Source organism: Burkholderia sp. Se-20378 (assembly GCF_017104665.1).
Lineage (GTDB): Bacteria > Pseudomonadota > Gammaproteobacteria > Burkholderiales > Burkholderiaceae > Burkholderia > Burkholderia lata.
The window spans coordinates 1-16,041 of sequence record NZ_JAAGPG010000171.1; the positions used below are offsets into that span (position 1 = coordinate 1).

Genomic DNA, 16,041 nt, shown 5'->3' on the forward strand with positions numbered 1-16,041 from the left:
CTCCTTCGACACGAGTCGGCCGATTCGCTGCAGCAGTACCTCGCGCAGGCCGAGCTCGCGTGCGGAGAGGACGAGTACGTGATCGTTCGCATACGCGATCCGGCCGCCCTGGTCGAATGCGAGCGACCCGTGGCGCACGCATGTCGGGCCGCCGCCCGCGCCGCGCCGGGTCAGCGCGCGCACGCGCGCCTCGAGCTCGTTGAGCGCGAACGGCTTGGCCATGTAGTCGTCGGCGCCGAGGTCGAGCCCCTTCACGCGCTCGTCGACGCTGTCGGCGGCCGTCAGGATCAGCACGGGGAGGTTGGAATTGCGGGCGCGCAGGCGCTTGAGCACGTCGAGCCCGGGCATTTTCGGGAGCCCGAGATCGAGGATCAGCAGGTCGAAGGTCTGCATCGACAGCGCGGTATCGGCGTCGACACCGGTCCTCACGTGGTCGACTGCATAGCCCGATTGGCGGAGTGACCGGGTGAGGCCGTCCGCGAGTATGCTGTCGTCTTCCGCGATGAGAATTCGCATGGTGCTGACCGATGGCCGGCAGGGCGTTCACGCCGGCCGGCTGTCTCCGAAGTTATTCGTGTACAACGCAGCCTGCATTGCGGGCTTGCACAAAACACTGTTTTTTTATACAGTGTCTGCATTCGTGGGCGGCGCTTGAAAGTGGGCGCGCCTTTAACAGACGCTGCTCATCATAGCAAAGGACGATTCATGGAAGATAGCAAGAAGGGCTCCGGGATGACCGCCGAGAAGAGCAAGGCGCTGGCCGCCGCGCTTGCCCAGATCGAAAAGCAGTTCGGCAAGGGCTCGATCATGCGCATGGGCGACGGCGAGGCGACCGAGAACATCCAGGTCGTGTCCACGGGCTCGCTCGGTCTCGATATCGCGCTCGGCGTCGGCGGCCTGCCGCGCGGCCGGGTGGTCGAAATCTACGGTCCGGAATCGTCCGGTAAAACCACGCTCACGCTGCAGGTCATTGCCGAACTGCAGAAGATCGGCGGCACCGCAGCGTTCATCGACGCCGAGCACGCGCTCGACGTTCAATATGCAGCGAAGCTCGGCGTGAACGTGCCGGAGCTGCTGATCTCGCAGCCGGACACCGGCGAGCAGGCGCTTGAAATCACCGACGCGCTGGTGCGCTCGGGCTCGATCGACATGATCGTCATCGACTCGGTCGCGGCGCTCGTGCCGAAGGCCGAAATCGAAGGCGAGATGGGCGATTCGCTGCCGGGTCTGCAGGCTCGCCTGATGTCGCAGGCGCTGCGCAAGCTGACCGGCACGATCAAGCGCACGAACTGCCTCGTGATCTTCATCAACCAGATCCGGATGAAGATCGGCGTGATGTTCGGCAACCCGGAAACCACGACGGGCGGCAACGCGCTCAAGTTCTACTCGTCGGTGCGTCTCGACATCCGCCGGATCGGCTCGATCAAGAAGAACGACGAGGTGATCGGCAACGAAACCCGCGTGAAGGTCGTCAAGAACAAGGTGTCGCCGCCGTTCCGCGAAGCGATCTTCGACATCCTGTATGGCGAAGGCATTTCGCGTCAGGGCGAGATCATCGATCTCGGCGTGCAGGCGAAGATCGTCGACAAGGCGGGCGCCTGGTACAGCTACAACGGCGAGAAGATCGGCCAGGGCAAGGACAACGCGCGTGAATTCCTGCGCGAGAATCCGGAAATCGCACGCGAGATCGAGAACCGCATTCGCGAATCGCTTGGCGTGGTCGCCATGCCTGATGGTGCAGGCCAGGACGAAGCCGAGGCGATGGACGAAGAAGAGTGATGGTCGGGCGCCGAGGTCAGGCTGGCGAGCCGGAGGAGAGCGACGCGCCCGAAACGGCGGGTCGCTCCGGCCGGCGAACCGGATCCTCGGGCGCCGATCGGCGGGGCGCGGGCAGCGATGCCGCGAACCGCACCGCGACGAGGGCATCCGACGATGCCCTCGTTTCGTTTGAGATTGCCGCACCGGACAATCCGTTCGACGACGATGAATCGTTCGACGCGCACGACCGCTCCCGCCGTCGTGTTTCCGGTGTCCGCTTCCCGGGCGATCGCGCAGCCGACGCATCGGCGCCGGCCAGGGAAGATGTCTATACCCGCAGCAGCCAGCATCCGCGCCGTACACGTCGCGCATCGGGTGCTTCTTCCAATGCCTCGTCAGGTGACGCTCCGGGCGCTGCCGAGCGCAAGTCATCGAAGCCTCAGCGATCGTTGAAGGGCCGCGCGCTCGGCTATCTGTCCCGCCGTGAATACAGTCGCACCGAACTCGCGCGCAAGCTCGCGCCTTACGTCGGTGAAGACGAATCCGTCGACCCCGTGCTCGATGCGCTGGAACAGGAAGGCTGGCTGTCCGATGCGCGGTTTGCCGAGAGTCTCGTGCATCGTCGCGCGTCGCGTGTGGGCGTCGCGCGCATCGTCAGCGAGCTGAAGCGTCATGCGGTGGGCGACACGCTCGTCGAGGAAGTGAATGCCCAGCTCCGCGAGACCGAATGGACGCGTGCGCAGGCGGTCTGGCGCAAGAAATTCGGTGCACTGCCGCAAACGCCGGCCGAGCGTGCGAAGCAGGCGCGCTTTCTTGCCGCGCGCGGCTTCTCGAGCGCGACCATCGTGAAGTTGCTGAAGGTCGGCGACGATTTCCCGATCGACGACTGACCGCGCCGATCGCGCGCGTGGCGCGCGATTTTGCTGCAATGCAACCGCTTCCGGACAGGCGGGAATACCCGCCGTCGCGTCAAACTGTCTCAAATACCCAATATGCTAAAATCCATGGGTTTTCCTCTTCGGCCTCAACCTCCAGCATGCCGCTATCCGAGCCCGTGCCCCGTCAGTTGCGACATCAACGCGCAATCCGAGCGGAAGCGTACGAGCGCGGCGACGGCTTGTGGGACATCGAAGCCTGCCTGACCGACCACAAGCCGCGCGATGTCGCGCTTGCGTCGGGCATCCGGCCCCAGGGCCTGCCGATCCACGAACTCTGGCTGCGCGTGACTATCGATCGTGACCTCAATGTCGTCGACGCCGAAGCGTCTTCGGAATGGGTTCCCTATCCCGGTCACTGTCAATCCGCCTCTCCCGCCTATCGGGCCCTTATCGGGCTCAATCTCTTCCGCAATTTCCGCCGCAACGCGAACCGGCTGCTCGCCGGCGTCGCAGGCTGCTCCCATCTCACCGAACTGTGCGCCGTGCTGCCGACGGCAGCGATCCAGGCGTTCGCCGGTGATGTGTGGAACGTGCGCGAGGAGGGGGGCGAAGGGCCGGATCATGGCGGCGTGCACGACGAAGCGCCTTTCCAGCTCGGCCGCTGCCGGGCATTGCGGTTCGACGGCGAGGTCGTGCGGCAGTACTACCCGCGCTGGTATGGCGCGAGCCGGCCGGACGTGCCCGGTGAAGGCAGCACGAAGGAATGAACGGAAATCATTCGAAGAAGCGTCTAAAGCGACTTTTCATCCAACTCTCAGACTGAAGGGAATCACGCATGAAGATTCACGAGTACCAGGGTAAGGAAATCCTGCGGAAATTCGGAGTCGCGGTACCGCGCGGCAAGCCGGCGTTCTCGGTGGACGAGGCCGTCAAGGTGGCAGAAGAGCTCGGCGGCCCGGTATGGGTCGTGAAGGCTCAGATTCACGCGGGTGGCCGTGGCAAGGGCGGCGGCGTGAAGGTGGCGAAGTCGATCGAGCAGGTCCGCGAATACGCGAACCAGATCCTCGGCATGCAGCTCGTCACGCACCAGACGGGCCCGGAAGGCCAGAAGGTCAACCGCCTGATGGTCGAAGAAGGCGCCGACATCAAGCAGGAACTGTATGTCAGCCTCGTCGTCGATCGCGTGACGCAAAAGATCGTTCTGATGGGTTCGAGCGAAGGCGGCATGGACATCGAAGAAGTTGCCGAAAAGCACCCGGAACTGATCCACAAGGTCATCGTCGAGCCGTCGACGGGCCTGCTCGACGCGCAAGCGGACGACCTCGCCGCGAAGATCGGCGTGCCGGCTGCTTCGATTCCGCAAGCACGCGCAATCCTGCAAGGCCTGTACAAGGCATTCTGGGAAACCGACGCATCGCTGGCTGAAATCAACCCGCTGAACGTCTCCAGCGACGGCAAGGTCATCGCACTCGACGCGAAGTTCAACTTCGACTCGAACGCGCTGTTCCGCCACCCGGAAATCGTTGCGTACCGCGACCTGGACGAAGAAGATCCGGCTGAAATCGAAGCGTCGAAGTTCGACCTCGCGTACATCTCGCTCGACGGCAACATCGGCTGTCTCGTGAACGGCGCAGGCCTGGCGATGGCGACGATGGACACCATCAAGCTGTTCGGCGGCGAGCCGGCGAACTTCCTGGACGTCGGCGGTGGCGCGACGACCGAGAAGGTCACGGAAGCGTTCAAGCTGATGCTGAAGAACCCGGATCTGAAGGCGATCCTCGTGAACATCTTCGGCGGCATCATGCGCTGCGACGTGATCGCGGAAGGTGTGATCGCCGGTTCGAAGGCCGTGAACCTGAACGTGCCGCTCGTCGTGCGCATGAAGGGCACGAACGAAGACCTCGGCAAGAAGATGCTGGCCGATTCGGGCCTGCCGATCATCTCGGCGGACAGCATGGAAGAAGCTGCCCAGAAGGTCGTCGCGGCTGCCGCAGGCAAGTAAGCGCGCTATTGAACACGCTGGCGGCGCGGTTCGTACGCGACGCCAATCGAACAGAGGTCAAAATACATGTCGATTCTGATCAACAAGGACACGAAGGTCATCACGCAGGGCATTACCGGCAAAACCGGTCAGTTCCATACGCGCGCCTGCCGTGAATACGCAAACGGCCGCGAAGCATTCGTCGCGGGCGTGAACCCGAAGAAGGCCGGCGAAGATTTCGAAGGCATTCCGATCTACGCAAGCGTCAAGGAAGCGAAGGCAGAAACCGGCGCAACCGTGTCGGTCATCTACGTTCCGCCGGCAGGCGCAGCTGCTGCGATCTGGGAAGCGGTCGAAGCCGATCTGGATCTCGCGATCTGTATCACGGAAGGCATCCCCGTCCGCGACATGATCGAAGTGAAGGACCGCATGCGTCGCGAAGGCCGCAAGACGCTGCTGCTCGGGCCGAACTGCCCGGGCACGATCACGCCGGACGAACTGAAGATCGGCATCATGCCGGGTCACATCCACCGCAAGGGCCGCATCGGCGTCGTGTCGCGTTCGGGCACGCTGACGTATGAAGCAGTTGCTCAGCTGACGGCACTCGGCCTCGGCCAGTCGTCGGCAGTCGGTATCGGCGGCGACCCGATCAACGGTCTGAAGCACATCGACGTGATGAAGATGTTCAACGACGATCCGGATACGGACGCAGTCGTGATGATCGGCGAAATCGGCGGTCCGGACGAAGCCAATGCCGCCGAGTGGATCAAGGACAACATGAAGAAGCCGGTCGTCGGCTTCATCGCTGGCGTCACGGCGCCTCCGGGCAAGCGCATGGGCCACGCCGGCGCGCTGATCTCGGGCGGTGCGGATACGGCCGAAGCGAAGCTGGAAATCATGGAAGCGTGCGGCATCACCGTCACGCGCAATCCGTCGGAAATGGGCCGTCTGCTGAAGAAGGCGCTGTAATATTTCCCCTGGGTTCGTCCTGCAGAAAACGCCGGCTTTGCCGGCGTTTTTTGTTATGCTCGCGCAATGAATTCGTAAGCACCGGGCATGCATCGCGCATGTGCCGGCGATGAACCGGGTCGCCCGCGGGCGGCCGCCGTCCTGCCCGTCACGCCATGCTCGAATTCCTGACGTCGCTCCACTGGGGCGCCGTACTCCAGATCGTCATCATCGATATCCTGCTCGGCGGCGACAACGCCGTCGTCATCGCGCTCGCATGCCGCAACCTGCCCGCGAACCAGCGGCTGCGCGGCGTCATCTGGGGCACCGCGGGTGCGATCCTGCTGCGCGTCGCGCTGATCACGTTCGCGGTCGCGCTGCTCGACGTACCGTTCCTGAAGCTCGGCGGCGGGTTGCTGCTGCTGTGGATCGGCATCAAGCTGATGGCGCCGGCCGGCGACGCGCACGACGACATCAAGCCGGCCAGCCGGTTGTGGGACGCCGTGAAGACGATCGTGATCGCCGATGCGGTGATGAGCCTCGACAACGTGATCGCGATCGCGGGCGCGGCCGAACAGGCCGACCCGTCGCACCGGATCGCGCTCGTGATCTTCGGGCTCGTCGTCAGCGTGCCGATCATCGTGTGGGGCAGCACGCTGGTGCTGAAGCTGCTCGACCGTTTCCCGATCGCCGTGGCGTTCGGCGCCGGGCTGCTCGGCTGGATCGCGGGCGGGCTGATCGTGAATGACCCGGTCGGCGACCGCTGGCCGGTTCTCGATACGCCGGAGGTCCTCTACGGCGCGAGCATCGCGGGCGCGCTGTTCGTCGTGGCGATCGGTTACACGCTCAGGAAGCGTCGCGACGCGCCGCACGCACACTGACATTGGCCGTCCGGCCGACTGCCGGATTCACGGCCCGCTGGCTACGATCGAGACGCCTGCCTTTACCGGCAGGCGTTTTTCGTTTCCGGAGCCTGCCATGTTCGAAGCCTTTTCCGTTTCCCTGTTCCGTCGTGTGGCCGCCGATCTGCGGCGCGCGAACCGGCCGTCGCCGCGCTGGCGGCCGGCCGGCTTCACGCTGATCGAACTGATGATCGTGCTGGCGATCGTCGGCGTGATCGCGGCCTACGCGATTCCCGCATACCAGGACTACCTTGCGCGCTCGCGCGTCGGCGAGGGGCTCGCGCTTGCGTCGTCCGCGCGACTCGCCGTTGCCGACAACGCCGCAAGCGGCGCGAGTCTCGACGGCGGCTACAGCCCGCCGGCCGCGACCCGCAACGTCGAATCCGTAGCAATCGACGGCGAGACCGGCCAGATCACGGTCGCATTCACCACGCGCGTCGCCGCGGCGGGCACCAATACGCTGGTACTCGTGCCGTCCGCGCCCGACAAGGCCGATGCGCCCACCGCACGCGTACCGCTCAAAAAGGGCGCGATGCAGGCCGGGGCGATCGCGTGGGAGTGCTTTGCCGGCGGCAAGAATGCGTCGTCGTTGCCGGCACCGGGAGCAGGGCCATTGCCGGGTGACGCTGCGACGCTGCCGGCGAAATATGCACCGGCGGAGTGCCCCGCGTAGTGCCGGTGGCGGAGAAGGGCGGCGCGGGCGGTATGCGCCCGCCCGCCGCTTTAGCCGGCCGTGACGGCCGCTCCGCGTCGGGTCGCGGCGCGAAGGCCCCGCACAGAGGGGGGAAAGTTTTGTATAGTGCGCCGGTTGCTGACATCCGGTTCGCTCATGCCTTCTACTTTTTCCCGTTCGTTGCCGCTCGTTGCGCTGGCTGTCGCCCTGATCGTGCCGTACGCGATCACGAATCACACGTATCCGATCCCGACCTTCTACTCCGAGTTTTCCGCGCTGTTGCTGTATCTGCTGGTGGGGGTGTCCGTCGTGCTGCTCGCGCGCACGGGCCGCCCGGCCGAGCCGTTTGCGGCGCCGGCCGCGTTCGTCGCGCCGCTCGGGTTCGCCGTGGTGCTCATCGCGCAGGTCGCGCTGATCGCGCTCAAGGTGCCGTCGATGAACTGGCTGGCGGTCGGCTATCTCGCGGCCGCGCTGGTCGCGATGCAGGCCGGCTATACGCTCGCGCGCGACGGGCTGGCCGAGGCCGTGTCGCGGATGATGGCCGGCGCGCTGCTCATCGGCGGCGTGTTCGCGGTCGGAACGCAGATCGTTCAGTTGTTCCACCTCGAGTCGGCGCTGTCGCCGTTCGTCGTGATGTACAACGTTGCGGTCGATCGCCGTCCGTACGGCAACATGGCGCAGGCGAACCATCTGGCCAGCTACATCGCGTTCGCGCTCGCGGGCGCGCTGTATCTCGTGCAGACGCGCCGGCTCGCGGTATGGGCGTGGCTCGCGCTGTCGATCGTGCTGTCGGTCGGTCTTGCGCTGACGGTGTCGCGCGGGCCGTGGCTGCAGGTCGCGGTAATGGTCGTCGCGGGCTTCTGGATGGCGTGGCTCGAATCCCGCCGTGCGCCGGGCAATGCGCGCGCGTGGGCGATCCCGGTCGTGCTGGCGGTGGCGTTCATCGCGGTGAACGTCGCGGTGCGCTGGGCGAACGTCCACTACCACCTCGGGCTCGCGGAATCCGCGGCCGACCGGATGCGTGACGCGGGGCAGATCGCGCCGCGCCTCGCGCTGTGGAAGTACGGGCTCGCGATGTTCCGCGAACATCCGCTGCTCGGCGTCGGCTGGGGCGAGTTCCCGTCGCACCAGTTCGCGCTCGTGCGCTCGCTTGGCGGCGTCGAGATCGCGAACAACTCTCATGACATCTTCATCGACCTGCTCGCGAAGTCCGGCCTCGTCGGCCTCGGCGTGCTCGTCGTCGCGCTCGTGACATGGTTCGTGCGTGCGGTGCGCGCGCCGCAGTCGAGCATGCGCGTGTTCGGCTTCGCGCTGATCGGCATCCTGCTGATGCACGCGCTGGTCGAGTATCCGCAGCAGTACATGTTCTTCCTGTTGCCGGCAATGTTCGTGATCGGGCTGCTCGAGGTGAAGCCGCTGCGCATCCTGCCGGGGCGTGCGGCATTCGGGCTGTTCGCGGTGCTGTCGGTCGGCGGCGTGCTGGCGGCGGTGCCGGTGCTGCGCGACTACCAGCGCGCGGAAGTGCTGTATTACGGCAGCGATCCGGCCGCGCAGTACCGCGATGCGCCGTCGCTGCTGTTCGGCGCGTGGGGCGAATACGGTGCGGCCACGCTGCTCCCGATTTCGGCGGACGACCTGCCGGCCAAGCTCGCTGCCCATGAGCGCGCGATCGCGCTGCTGCCCGGCGAGACGGTGCTGCGTCGCTATGCGGCGCTGCAGGCGCTGGCCGGCCGCGAGGCCGACGCGCTCGACACCGTCGCGCGCCTGCACGTGTTTGCGAAGGAGTTGAAGGACTGGCCGCAGCAACTGGCGGCGCTGTACAAGCTGTGCGACCAGCAGCCGGCGCTGAAGCCGTTCAAGGCGGCAGTCGTCGCGAAATACGGCGAAGTTCCGGCCGATGCGGCCGACGACGAGGACGAGGACGATTCGGATTGATGTGCGCAGCGCCTGCCGGAACGGGGAATTCCGGCATGTGCCGCTCCGTGACGAAGCAGTGGTGCGCGTTGGGCGTTAGAGCCCGGCGCGAGTCGTGCGAACCCGGCCGCGTATCGATTACCTCGCGAATTGGGTGGATTCCGGCTAAGGGCGCGGCGATTCGCGTCAACCATTGTCAAATCGCCGCCGCTCGCCGGGCCGCGCGTGCACAATGCGCGAAAGCGCTCGTGTGACAGCCCGTGTGGGGTGGGGCACGGAGCGAACACAGGCAGTACCCCGGCCACCGGGGAAGTCCGCCACGCAGGATCGCGGCCGAGCATCGATCGGCCGTGCGGCCGTAACGGGGCGCCGGTCCGATGGCCGCGGCGCAGTGGGATGCATGCGATGCGGCCGGGCGACGTTTCCCGGTGCGCGGCGCGTGCGTCCGGAACAGTGCTGAAGAACGATATTCGACCATGGCCATTCGCTCGACCTACCTGATCCTGCCTGCCGTCGCGATGCTGTTTTCCGGCTGCGCGATGCTGTCGTCGTCGCAGGAAAGCAAGCTGACCTGCCACATTCCGCGCGCCGTCTATCCGGATACCGCGAAGCCGCTTACGCGCCCGGCGACCGTGCTCGTGCGCGCGCTGATGACGACGTCCGGCGAAGCGCAGAACGTCACCGTGACGACGAGCAGCCGCAATGCGGCGGCCGATCGCGCGGCCGTCGACGCGATGACGCACGCGACCTGCGTGCAGACGGGCGCGACCGCGAACCCGTTCCTGCTGACCCAACCGTTCGTGTTCGAGCCGCAGCGCGGCCAGTGAAGCGAGGGCGGCGTGGCCGGCCGTGTGCGTGCGGCCAAGGCCATCGTGCGCGAGACAGGTCGCTGCGGTTCGCGATCGTGACGATCGAGCAGCTGCGGTGAGGGCCGGCCGCCGAGGCGGCCGGCGCGCGATCAGAAGGTCCGTTTCTTCAGCGTATAGGCGTGCAGCCAGTACAGCGTGTTGGTCTGCGCGTCGAAGTAGCCGCCCTGTGCGGTCTTGTCTGACGTTTTATTCCACGACTTGCCGGCGTCGGTGCTGCTGAACGTCAGGTCGATCGGTGCGCCGCCGCCGGTACCGCCGCTTCCGGAGTTCGGATCGGTTGCATAGACGAGCAGGAGGCCGTTTCGACCGATGCTCATGCTGTCGAGCGTGAGCTTCTCGTCGAAGGTGTGCAGTTGCTGCACGGACTCGGGATGGTCGTTCGTCCACGTGGAAATGGCGCCCGTCCGGTGGCCGTTGTCGTGATCGTCGCCGTTTTGAGGCTCGTCGAGATGCGACAGCGTGTACAGCGAATAACGTGATCCCGATTCCGGCGTAGTGTCGAGCGCAGTGATGACCTGGCCCGGCAGTACGGTATCCGTCACGAATGCGTGCTGCCCCCAGTCGAGCCGGTCGACTACGCTGTGAGCCGGTGCTTCGGCAGTCTGTGCGACATGGTAGGCGATTCGCAGAACACCGTCCGGGCCGAGGCTGATTGCATTGAAATCCTGGCGCGTCTCGCTGCCGACGCGTGCATCGGCCGGCACATCGATCGCCTGCCACGTGTTTCCGCCGTCCGAAGTCCGCCATATGCGCGGCCCCCAGCCGGCCGCGTAGCCGCGCTGCGGATCGAGAAAGAGCAGGCGGCCGATGTTCTGGCTGGCAGGCCATTGAAGTTGCGACCAGGTCAGGCCGCCATTGGTCGATTTCCACAGCCGGGTGGTTTGCGGCGCGTCGCCGCCTTGTGCCTCGGGAGCCTTGTAGTTCATCCATGACGTACTGATGAACTGAACGGTCCAGTCGGGCGAGTACCACCAGGCGGCATCCTGGCCGACCTGCTGGAATTCGCGCTTCATCCCGCCGTCGATGGTGCCGCGGAAGAAGCTGATCGTCATGCGGTTCAGCAACTCGCCGGTGTCGTTCATCCACGCTTCGGTCGGCTCGGGCCGCTGCGGCTCGTTCGATTCGGCCTGGGGCTTGAACGTCACTTCGGGATTGGCGAGCTTGACACTCATCACCTCATTGCCCTTGATGCGGAAGTTGCCGCCACCATATGGCGCGTCGTTCCGCATGAAGCTTGTCGAAATCGTCTCCCAGCCCGTCGTCATATTTACGTACCCATATGTTGCAATGGCCAGGGCAACGAGGCCACCGGCGATCCATTTCCAGCGCTTGTGTTTTCGCATGTCACTTTTTCAGCAAACGTTCGAGCGCGCGGTTGACTTCATCGGCCGCATCCGTCCCCCACTCGCGTGCCTTGTCGGCGGCGTCCGAGCCCCACTCGCGCGCCTTGTCGACCGCATCCTGGCTCCATTCGCGCGCTTTTGCCTTGGCGACGGGAATGCCTGCGTCGATTGCCTGTTGGCGCGTGCGCGCGTCGCCCCATTCCTCGATGTTCGGCCGCCTGCCGATCTTGACGAGATCCGAGACCGGCAGGCCGGCCAGCCCTCCGTCCAGATACGCCAATGGGTGAGTGACGAAGGCGAAGGTCTTGAACGTTTCTCCGTCCTTGTCCAGCTCCAGTTCGTATCGCGTCACCTGCATCGAGAGCTTGCCGTTTCCCGGTTTCGCGCTTTTGATTGCGATCTGGTTTCCCTGCATGTTCTGGTACAGCCCGATCTCGATGTATTTCTGAAGCCACCACCGCGCGTTATCCAGCCATTTCTTTCCCTTTGCCGTGAGGGTGGGGTAGAGATTGGTGCCGTAATCCGAGCAATAGTAGTAGCCGTAGCTCACATAGTAAGCAGGCGGCTTATGCCCGCACCCGATATGACGCATCATGAAATTGCCGTGGCGGGACCAGTCCGAATCGATGCTTTTCGGCTTGAGCAGGTCCTCCCGCCGGTGCAGCAGATCATGGACGACTTTCTTGTCTTTCCACGGATCCCATGACGTGGCAAATTTCTTGACGGTCTCCCATGCGCTCGACATGCTGACCTTCTCGACCGTTTCCCAGTACTCGCCGTGAAGCGGCAGGTAGTAGAACGGGCAAGTGCCAATGATGGAATCGGCGGCCGGCGTGACATGCTTGTCGCAGATGCTGATCTGCACCTTCGGCCGATCCTTGTAGCCGGTCGGCGTCAGCATCCCCGCGCCGGTACCCAGCACGTTGTCCTTCTGTTGCACGTCAGCCATTCGATTTCCCTAGAAACTTGACGACGACGTCATGCGGCACGTGGCTTTGCGTGAGCCCTGTTTCGCCTGCCGCGTTGGTGACGCCTTCCGAGATCAGCGTGCCGTTCGAGAACATCTGGTAGCGCGTGTTCGCGACCGGAATGTCGGTGCCGGCCCAGTGCGCGATGAACGCCTTGTCGTAGTTGCCGGTCGAGTTCGGCAGCGTCGGCATGGTTTGCGACAGGTGCGTGGGGCCGCTGAACGCATGCTGCGCGCCCTTGATGTCGATCTTGCCGGGCGCATGCACCTCGATGTTGCCGTTCGCGATGCGGATATACGCGCCACCGGATGTCAGCAGGATTTCCTTCGCCGCGGCGCCTTCGACCGACTCGGTGACCGCCAGCAGCTTCAGCGCCTTCTGCGCGGTCAACTCGATGCCCTCCGCGTGCGCCTGGATCTCCACCTTGCCCTTGCCGGCGAACAGCTTCATGCCCGCGTTCTGCGCGAACAGGCTGATCCGGTCGAGAACGCTCGCGATCAGCGACTTCCCGGCCGCGACATGCGTGCTCTGTCCGCTGACGAGGTTGACGTGCTGGTCCGCGGTGAAGTGCACCGATTGCTGCGTCGCCAGCGTGATGCCGGCCGGGCTGCCGAACAGCATCAGGGGTTCCTTGAACGCATTGGCGCTGCCGGTTCCGCCGCCGCCGGTTCGCCCGCCCGACGCGCTGCCGCTCACGCTGTTCTGCGTCGCATCGGTGAACTGCTTCAGCGCGGCGTGGCCGGGGTCGAGCGACTCGCCCTGATGCTGCGCGCTGACCCCCGACATCGCTTCCATCAGGCCTTCCGCCGTGACGAGCTGCTGTTGCGTCTCCTTGACGTCGAGCGGCTGGCTCGCCGGTTGTTTCGGATGCGTGGTGACGTACAGGCCGCGATTCGCGCGAACCGCGCCGAAGGCGTCGGAGCGCAGGTCGAACCCGCTGCCGAGGTAGCTGCCGCGGTTGTTGCCCGTGTGGTCGATCAGGTAGCCGAGGTGCAGGTGCGTGTTGGCCTGGCTGCTGTACAGGTGCACGCGGTTCTGCGCGGTCGCGTCGTCGAGCACCAGCTGGTTGTAACCGACGCCCGCGTATTCCTTCGATCGGTATCCGGACAGGATGCCGTTGCTGTGCCATTGCGGGCTGGTCGCGCCGTTGTACAGCTTCCCGACGACGATCGGACGATCGCAGTCGCCGCCGAGGAAATCGACCAGCACTTCCTCGCCGCTGCGATGGGGGTGCACGGCGCCATAGCCGCTGCCCGAATCCGATGCGGCGGCGCGCAACCAGCACGAGGCCTTCTCGTCGCCGTCGTTGAGGCGATCCCAGTGGAAGCGGACCTTGATTCGATTGAGTTCGTCGGTGTGGACTTCTTCGCCTTGCGGTGCGACGACGATCGCCGACTGCAGATGCATCGGCGGCTTCGGGTGTTCGAACGGGCTGCGGAACGGCACCGTGGTGCGCTGCGCTTCGATGCTGACCTGGAAAACGCCCGCGCTGCCGTCCGGATGCCGGACATGCGGCAGGTCGGCGCCGCCGGCCTGCACGAGGTCGTCGATTTCGGCCTGCAGGCTGTGCGGGAATCCGGCCTGCCGATCGGCGACGGGCAGGTTGTTGGCGATCAGCCATGCCGTTTCGATCACGGCGAAGCGGCGCTGGCCGGCATCGTCCTTGTCGTGTTCGGGGTGATCCGCGAGCTCGAACGTGCGTCCCGCGTCCATGCGCCGGACGCCGCCGATACCGTGGAAGCGCTTCGCGTGCGACTCCTGTTCCTCCATCCAGATCTTCGACAGATGGTCGCCGCGAGACTGTTCGGCGTACGTGTAGGCCCCGGTGTATTCGTAGACTTCGAGTTGTTGCGGCAGGTCGCCCTGGTTCGCGATCGTCGGCAGGTGAGTCGCCTTCGGATTCGATGCGGTGGGCGGCTGCTTGTAGTCGAACGTGCGCGTCGTGCGCGCGACGCTGCGCAGCGTGCGCGTGCCGGAGAACTGGACGAGCGTGTCGGCTTCGTCGTGAGCGCCGGCGTGATGAAAGCGCAGGGTCTGCGGCGCCAGCGCGGGCAGCGCATCGATCCGGTCGACGATGACGAGCTTGTGCGACTTGCCGTCCTGCGCCTGCTCCCAGAAACCGTACAGGCCTTCCGATTCCATCAGGCGGTGCACGAAATGCCAGTCGTCCTCGTATTGCATGCAGAACGAACGGGACGGCAGCGGCTGGTAGAGCCTGAAATCGAAGCAGCCTTTCGCCTGCTGATGCTGGTTCAGGACGTCGGCGATGATCTCGTCGGCGGACTTGTCTTGCCAGATGCGCTGGTCGCGGCGGAACTTCAGGAAGTGCAGGAACGAGGCGAAGACGATCTGGTAGTGCGTGAGGCCGCTGTCCGACCCGAGCCGGCGGGCAGCGTGCACGTACCCGTGGTGCGGCGCGTACGACTTGTCGGCCTGCTGGATGCGTAGCGTCACCGGCTGCGCGATCAGCTTCTTGAGTTCGATGTCATCGGACACCGACACGGCGTCGACCGTGAACTCGAAATGCCGTCCGAGCCGGGATCGCCCCTTGACGCGATGGGGCAGCAGGACGTCAGGGCCGAGCGGCGTCTCCAGTTTGACGAGTCGTTCGTCCTGGACCGGCCCGGCCAGCAGTGCGCTTCTCAATGCTTGCGAATTCATTACCCGTGCTCGCTTTTTTTGTGCTGGGTCGCACGCTCTCTCGTGCGGAATCCCGTAATTGTATGAGATAAGCGACGGATGTCTCGAATTTGCCCTTCAACGGCATTTCAAATCTGGTCGGATCGTCGGCCTGACGGGCAAGGCGCACACGTCATCCGGCCGGGCAATGGCTGGCCGTCAGCGGTTCCGGCCGGGTCGACCGCCGCAGGGCCACTCAGCCCGCCGGCTCCTCCGCCTTCCAGTCCCCCGACTTCCCGCCGCGCTTCTCGCGCACGCTCACGTCGGTGATCACCATCCCGCGATCGACGGCCTTGCACATGTCGTAGACGGTCAGCAGCCCGACCTGTACGGCGGTCAGCGCTTCCATCTCGACGCCGGTGCGGCCGAACGTCTCGACCTGTACGACGCAGTGGACGCCGGGCAGCGCGTCGTCGAGTTCGAACTCGACGGCCACGCGCGTCAGCGCGAGCGGGTGGCACAGCGGGATGAGGTCGGCCGTGCGCTTGGCGCCCTGGATGGATGCGATGCGCGCGACGCCGAGCACGTCGCCTTTCTTGGCCTTGCCGTCGCGGATCAGCGCGAACGTAGCCGGCAGCATCCTGATCGTGCCGCGCGCGATCGCAATGCGTTGGGTTTCCTGCTTGCCGCCGACGTCGACCATGTGCGCATGGCCGGCGGCGTCGAAATGGGTGAGTCCTGACATGTCGTGCTCCAGTGGAACGGCGTGCTCGCGCGAGCACGTCGCTCGGTCCTGCTTCGCGATCGGGCAGGGCGCCGTATCCCATCCCCGCACCCCGATCCGATCCAACGTTTCAACGGGCGCCTATCATAGCAGTGGCATTCGCGGCGCCGGGTACGCAGATGGCGCGCTTGCCGTACGGGACAGTCGCGATGTCGCCGGTACAATGACCCGAATATTCAGACCAAACGCCGCGATGCGCGCCGGGCGCGCGGGACGGCGTCGTTTTCATCCTGCCATGCGTGTCAAACAGTTGCTTGCCGTGTCGCTGTCGGTGGCGCTCGCATTGCCGCCGAGCGGCCATGCGCAGAGCGCGTCCGCGCCGCCGCTCGAAGCGGGGGCGGGAGGCGCGCGGGCGATGTCCACGGTGCAGTCCGGCATCGCGGCCGGCGTGTTCGGCACGTACG

Annotated in this window: 15 protein-coding genes; 10 read left to right on the forward strand and 5 right to left on the reverse strand. The window is 65.3% G+C overall.

What is annotated here, in order from left to right; genetic code table 11:
- Positions 1 to 516 (reverse strand): response regulator transcription factor (locus G3N93_RS18875; protein WP_206133696.1); only part of this gene is annotated, 516 nt, incomplete at its 3' end.
- Here G3N93_RS18875 and G3N93_RS18880 point away from each other — a divergent pair.
- From G3N93_RS18880 to G3N93_RS18925, 10 genes are all read left to right on the forward strand, one after another.
- Positions 515 to 655 carry a hypothetical protein gene (locus G3N93_RS18880; protein ID WP_174940342.1) on the forward strand — a complete coding sequence of 47 codons (141 nt, stop codon included), beginning with the start codon at positions 515 to 517 and terminating at the stop codon, positions 653 to 655. The genes G3N93_RS18875 and G3N93_RS18880 overlap by 2 nt on opposite strands.
- 50 nt (positions 656 to 705) lie before the next feature.
- The gene (gene recA / locus G3N93_RS18885; protein WP_041492942.1) at positions 706 to 1,779 is read left to right on the forward strand and encodes a recombinase RecA; all 1,074 of its coding nucleotides are present in this window, start codon (positions 706 to 708) and stop codon (positions 1,777 to 1,779) included.
- Positions 1,779 to 2,648, forward strand: a complete 870-nt coding sequence (gene recX / locus G3N93_RS18890; RefSeq protein WP_206123250.1) for a recombination regulator RecX — start codon at positions 1,779 to 1,781, stop codon at positions 2,646 to 2,648. The genes recA and recX overlap by 1 nt, the downstream gene beginning before the upstream one ends.
- Before the next feature lie 146 nt (positions 2,649 to 2,794).
- Complete coding sequence (locus tag G3N93_RS18895; protein WP_041492941.1) at positions 2,795 to 3,403, forward strand: DUF2889 domain-containing protein; 609 nt, start codon at positions 2,795 to 2,797, stop codon at positions 3,401 to 3,403.
- Positions 3,404 to 3,471: 68 nt separating this feature from the next.
- Positions 3,472 to 4,638 (forward strand): ADP-forming succinate--CoA ligase subunit beta, encoded by a 1,167-nt coding sequence (sucC, locus tag G3N93_RS18900; RefSeq protein WP_011353083.1) that lies wholly within the window; start codon positions 3,472 to 3,474, stop codon positions 4,636 to 4,638.
- A gap of 66 nt (positions 4,639 to 4,704) precedes the next feature.
- Complete coding sequence (gene sucD / locus G3N93_RS18905) at positions 4,705 to 5,586, forward strand: succinate--CoA ligase subunit alpha (protein ID WP_006477916.1); 882 nt, start codon at positions 4,705 to 4,707, stop codon at positions 5,584 to 5,586.
- A 155-nt stretch (positions 5,587 to 5,741) separates the two neighbouring features.
- Positions 5,742 to 6,446, forward strand: coding sequence for a TerC family protein (locus G3N93_RS18910; protein ID WP_174940346.1), 705 nt, complete (start codon positions 5,742 to 5,744; stop codon positions 6,444 to 6,446).
- A gap of 97 nt (positions 6,447 to 6,543) precedes the next feature.
- The gene (locus G3N93_RS18915; protein WP_206133697.1) at positions 6,544 to 7,140 is read left to right on the forward strand and encodes a pilin; all 597 of its coding nucleotides are present in this window, start codon (positions 6,544 to 6,546) and stop codon (positions 7,138 to 7,140) included.
- A 156-nt stretch (positions 7,141 to 7,296) separates the two neighbouring features.
- On the forward strand, positions 7,297 to 9,075 hold the full coding sequence (locus G3N93_RS18920) for a Wzy polymerase domain-containing protein (protein ID WP_206133698.1): 1,779 nt from the start codon (positions 7,297 to 7,299) through the stop codon (positions 9,073 to 9,075).
- 455 nt (positions 9,076 to 9,530) lie between these two features.
- Positions 9,531 to 9,881 (forward strand): TonB family protein, encoded by a 351-nt coding sequence (locus G3N93_RS18925; RefSeq protein WP_089426248.1) that lies wholly within the window; start codon positions 9,531 to 9,533, stop codon positions 9,879 to 9,881.
- A gap of 131 nt (positions 9,882 to 10,012) precedes the next feature.
- Here the strand turns inward: G3N93_RS18925 and G3N93_RS18930 are convergent, their stop codons facing one another.
- The 4 genes from G3N93_RS18930 to moaC all read right to left on the reverse strand — a co-directional run bounded on the left by G3N93_RS18930 (position 10,013) and on the right by moaC (position 15,598).
- The gene (locus G3N93_RS18930) at positions 10,013 to 11,188 is read right to left on the reverse strand and encodes a glycosyl hydrolase (RefSeq protein ID WP_206133701.1); all 1,176 of its coding nucleotides are present in this window, start codon (positions 11,186 to 11,188) and stop codon (positions 10,013 to 10,015) included.
- A gap of 79 nt (positions 11,189 to 11,267) precedes the next feature.
- Entirely contained in the window at positions 11,268 to 12,215 is a 948-nt protein-coding gene (locus G3N93_RS18935) for a hypothetical protein (protein WP_206123254.1), read from the reverse strand.
- Positions 12,208 to 14,895, reverse strand: a complete 2,688-nt coding sequence (locus tag G3N93_RS18940; protein WP_206133699.1) for a type VI secretion system Vgr family protein — start codon at positions 14,893 to 14,895, stop codon at positions 12,208 to 12,210. Before G3N93_RS18940 ends, G3N93_RS18935 begins: the two co-directional genes overlap by 8 nt.
- Positions 14,896 to 15,109: 214 nt before the next feature.
- Positions 15,110 to 15,598 carry a cyclic pyranopterin monophosphate synthase MoaC gene (gene moaC / locus G3N93_RS18945; RefSeq protein WP_206133700.1) on the reverse strand — a complete coding sequence of 163 codons (489 nt, stop codon included), beginning with the start codon at positions 15,596 to 15,598 and terminating at the stop codon, positions 15,110 to 15,112.
- Positions 15,599 to 16,041: the final 443 nt, after the last annotated feature.

Excerpts from the sequence above, each read along its gene's own strand:
- G3N93_RS18920 (WP_206133698.1), top strand. The coding sequence starts at position 7,297 with ATGCCTTCTACTTTTTCCCGTTCGTTGCCGCTCGTTGCGCTGGCTGTC.
- G3N93_RS18925 (WP_089426248.1), top strand. The coding sequence starts at position 9,531 with ATGGCCATTCGCTCGACCTACCTGATCCTGCCTGCCGTCGCGATGCTG.
- G3N93_RS18915 (WP_206133697.1), top strand. The coding sequence starts at position 6,544 with ATGTTCGAAGCCTTTTCCGTTTCCCTGTTCCGTCGTGTGGCCGCCGAT.
- G3N93_RS18895 (WP_041492941.1), top strand. The coding sequence starts at position 2,795 with ATGCCGCTATCCGAGCCCGTGCCCCGTCAGTTGCGACATCAACGCGCA.
- G3N93_RS18910 (WP_174940346.1), top strand. The coding sequence starts at position 5,742 with ATGCTCGAATTCCTGACGTCGCTCCACTGGGGCGCCGTACTCCAGATC.
- recX (WP_206123250.1), top strand. The coding sequence starts at position 1,779 with ATGGTCGGGCGCCGAGGTCAGGCTGGCGAGCCGGAGGAGAGCGACGCG.
- G3N93_RS18880 (WP_174940342.1), top strand. The coding sequence starts at position 515 with ATGGTGCTGACCGATGGCCGGCAGGGCGTTCACGCCGGCCGGCTGTCT.
- G3N93_RS18935 (WP_206123254.1), bottom strand. The coding sequence starts at position 12,215 with ATGGCTGACGTGCAACAGAAGGACAACGTGCTGGGTACCGGCGCGGGG.
- recA (WP_041492942.1), top strand. The coding sequence starts at position 706 with ATGGAAGATAGCAAGAAGGGCTCCGGGATGACCGCCGAGAAGAGCAAG.
- moaC (WP_206133700.1), bottom strand. The coding sequence starts at position 15,598 with ATGTCAGGACTCACCCATTTCGACGCCGCCGGCCATGCGCACATGGTC.
- sucC (WP_011353083.1), top strand. The coding sequence starts at position 3,472 with ATGAAGATTCACGAGTACCAGGGTAAGGAAATCCTGCGGAAATTCGGA.
- sucD (WP_006477916.1), top strand. The coding sequence starts at position 4,705 with ATGTCGATTCTGATCAACAAGGACACGAAGGTCATCACGCAGGGCATT.
- G3N93_RS18940 (WP_206133699.1), bottom strand. The coding sequence starts at position 14,895 with ATGAATTCGCAAGCATTGAGAAGCGCACTGCTGGCCGGGCCGGTCCAG.
- G3N93_RS18930 (WP_206133701.1), bottom strand. The coding sequence starts at position 11,188 with ATGACGACGGGCTGGGAGACGATTTCGACAAGCTTCATGCGGAACGAC.